Origin of the sequence: Nitrosomonas supralitoralis (assembly GCF_003011925.2) — a bacterium.
Lineage (GTDB): Bacteria > Pseudomonadota > Gammaproteobacteria > Burkholderiales > Nitrosomonadaceae > Nitrosomonas > Nitrosomonas supralitoralis.
The window spans coordinates 1-2,037 of the sequence record NZ_PXXU01000132.1 but is presented as its reverse complement, the minus strand read 5'-3'; the positions used below and the strand labels follow the sequence as shown (position 1 = coordinate 2,037).

At 44.9% G+C, this 2,037-nt stretch carries 5 protein-coding genes; 4 read left to right on the top strand and 1 reads right to left on the bottom strand.

The genetic code is table 11. The features are described 5' to 3' along the window. The coding region (locus C7H79_RS18190) for a hypothetical protein (RefSeq protein ID WP_197714672.1) at nucleotides 1-505 on the top strand (505 nt) is incomplete at its 5' end. Nucleotides 506-514: 9 nt separating this feature from the next. Here the strand turns inward: C7H79_RS18190 and C7H79_RS18185 are convergent. Next, nucleotides 515-736 (bottom strand): hypothetical protein, encoded by a 222-nt coding sequence (locus tag C7H79_RS18185; RefSeq protein ID WP_172592499.1) that lies wholly within the window; start codon nucleotides 734-736, stop codon nucleotides 515-517. On the opposite strand from C7H79_RS18185, the gene C7H79_RS16930 reads away from it, so the two are divergent. The 3 genes from C7H79_RS16930 to C7H79_RS16920 form a co-directional block, all read left to right on the top strand. Further along, complete coding sequence (locus C7H79_RS16930) at nucleotides 725-1,189, top strand: D-Ala-D-Ala carboxypeptidase family metallohydrolase (protein WP_106708397.1); 465 nt, start codon at nucleotides 725-727, stop codon at nucleotides 1,187-1,189. The two genes, C7H79_RS18185 and C7H79_RS16930, sit on opposite strands and share 12 nt — an antisense overlap. 11 nt (nucleotides 1,190-1,200) lie before the next feature. Further along, nucleotides 1,201-1,515, top strand: coding sequence for a hypothetical protein (locus tag C7H79_RS16925; RefSeq protein ID WP_106708396.1), 315 nt, complete (start codon nucleotides 1,201-1,203; stop codon nucleotides 1,513-1,515). A gap of 93 nt (nucleotides 1,516-1,608) precedes the next feature. After that, nucleotides 1,609-2,037: hypothetical protein (locus C7H79_RS16920; protein WP_147383663.1), on the top strand; the 429-nt coding region annotated here is incomplete at its 3' end.

The following is a 2,037-nucleotide window of genomic DNA, read 5'->3' as shown; positions in this document are numbered from 1 at the left end:
GTACTCGGATTATCTGGATGGAAGCATCGATAAAGTGCTAGATCAGGCGATTGAACTGGGCGAGATTGAAGGTGATGTTTGGTTGCTGCAAGACCTGACCGGCGCCATGGCAGAATCAATAGAAAGAATCCAGGGCGAGATTGAGGGCGTATCCGGGAGATTACACTGGTTACTTGGATGCATGTCTGCTCAATTGATCAGAAAAGGCGAAGAAACACCGGCGCCATCGGACGGCGAAGGTAATTATGACGAATATCTAATTAACCGCATACGCACTATATCGGGTTTTCCTGAAAGTTCTTTTGCCACACTAATGGCTTCGTACATGAGTGGCCGGGAAAGTTTGCACCATTTATTTAAGATCGAATTATCCAGTGACGGACTCGTTGCGCTACCAAAAGGAGGGGCGGCAAGTAATTTGCCACCCGCCCGATTTCCGGTTCGTACCTGCGTCTCAAGACTGGCGAAAGATTTGGGCAGAGAATCTGATGAATCAGGCGGCTAGTCTCAGCATTTATTCCCACACATCGCTGACCGAAGCATTATCAATGCCGGTTAGCGTGGTGAACAAGTTTTTCAAGTGCAAGCCATTTGATGATTGGAGAAAAGGCAAGGAATCAGAGCTAAAACTCCAAGTCGCTATCGTAAACCGACTAAACAGTGTGATCAGCGCGTGCGGCGTTGTCGCTAAGACAATTGCCAGCGTTATAAGGAGGTAATTGACGTGGATATTCATACAAAATTAACCCTGCATTTTACGCTGAATGAACTAATCCGCTCTACCAGTGCCAGTGAGCTCGGGATAGACAACACCCCACCAGAACACGTTTTAAAAAACTTAATCCTTCTTTGCACAAACATATTGGAGCCGGTCAGAGCTCATTTCGAGCTCCCGGTCAGAATCAACAGCGGTTACAGATGTATAGCATTAAATTCAGCCATTAATGGAAGCCAAACATCGCAGCATATGACAGGGCAAGCGGTGGATTTTGAGATTGATGGATTAGCAAATTACGACCTCGCCTTATGGATATCGACAAATCTAGTTTTTGATCAGTTGATTCTTGAAAATTACGTTAATGGAAATCCCAACTCGGGTTGGGTGCATTGTTCTCTCAAAAAAGATGTTAACAGGATGCAGATATTGACGATCAACGGCAGAAATAAACATCCAGGATTGATTAATTAAGGAGAAGTGCCATGCCAGATGATTGCCCTCACACCATGCAAATAGGAGCTCTTGACGCGCGTGTTACTGCGCTGGAAAAGAGTCTTGACGCGAACTCGCTCTCGTTTGAAAGCCGATTGAATGAACTTTCATTGAAGATGCAGTTGAACGCGGACCAGGTGCTTGAAGAGAAATCAAAGAAATCTGGATTCTTTCGTGGCGTGCATATCACGGCCACTTTGACAGGCTACTTCGTGCTTATGGTTCTACTACTGATAGCCGGAAAAATTACCGGTGGAATAGATCAGTTTATCAAGATGATCGCCTCGCTCGGTTTTAAGGTTTAAGTGATTTCTCAACCCGTTAAAGGAAGAAAAATGTTTAAAACGATATCAATAAAATTCTTCGCCGTTTTCTTACTGATCCTTTCAGGATGCAGCATGGTTTTAAAAAATACCAGTGATCTTGCGAATATTGCAGTTGCGAACGATCAAGTCATGTCCGGCCAGGTTGCGGCGGTGATCAAAAGCGCATCGCTCAGTGATACTGAAAATCTGATTGTTGATCACGCAATCAATCAATACGTTGGATTCGTGGATAAGTGGAAGCCATCAATCACTTATCTGGATGCCAGGGAGCCAATCTTTGATGAGTTTGTCGCTGATTACAATAAGATTGTAGCGCAATATCGATCAGTCAAAGAGCAGGTCGTGGCGGGGCATTGGGGTGAATATACCGAGGAAAACCGCGCATTGCTGAATGAATATCATGGTCGTGCAGAGCGGGTAAATGATTCGATAGATAGTTTGATCTCCGCAGGAAAGAGACACCAAGCCTTGTTGGATGCTATTTGGCTTGGGCAGATACTA

Excerpts from the sequence above, each read along its gene's own strand:
- C7H79_RS18185 (WP_172592499.1), bottom strand. The coding sequence starts at position 736 with ATGAATATCCACGTCAATTACCTCCTTATAACGCTGGCAATTGTCTTA.
- C7H79_RS16925 (WP_106708396.1), top strand. The coding sequence starts at position 1,201 with ATGCCAGATGATTGCCCTCACACCATGCAAATAGGAGCTCTTGACGCG.